General features: G+C 50.5%; 1 rRNA gene. It reads left to right on the top strand.

The features are described from left to right. A 16S ribosomal RNA gene (locus IC214_RS09930) occupies nucleotides 1-543 on the top strand; the annotation flags it as partial. Nucleotides 544-574: the final 31 nt, after the last annotated feature.

Below are 574 nucleotides of genomic sequence, written 5' to 3'. Positions count from 1 at the left end.
AATGACATCTCCTTAATCGGAGAGTTCCCTTCGGGGACATTGGTGACAGGTGGTGCATGGTTGTCGTCAGCTCGTGTCGTGAGATGTTGGGTTAAGTCCCGCAACGAGCGCAACCCTTGTCTTTAGTTGCCATCATTAAGTTGGGCACTCTAGAGAGACTGCCAGGGATAACCTGGAGGAAGGTGGGGATGACGTCAAATCATCATGCCCCTTATGCTTAGGGCTACACACGTGCTACAATGGGTAGTACAGAGGGTTGCCAAGCCGTAAGGTGGAGCTAATCCCTTAAAGCTACTCTCAGTTCGGATTGTAGGCTGAAACTCGCCTACATGAAGCTGGAGTTACTAGTAATCGCAGATCAGAATGCTGCGGTGAATGCGTTCCCGGGTCTTGTACACACCGCCCGTCACACCACGGGAGTTGGAGACGCCCGAAGCCGATTATCTAACCTTTTGGAAGAAGTCGTCGAAGGTGGAATCAATAACTGGGGTGAAGTCGTAACAAGGTAGCCGTATCGGAAGGTGCGGCTGGATCACCTCCTTTCTAAGGAGAATTGCCTACTGTTTAATTTTGA

This window comes from Clostridioides sp. ES-S-0190-01 (assembly GCF_020658275.1).
In the GTDB taxonomy this organism is placed as follows: Bacteria; Bacillota; Clostridia; order Peptostreptococcales; family Peptostreptococcaceae; genus Clostridioides.
This window is presented reverse-complemented; position numbering and strand designations above follow the sequence as displayed.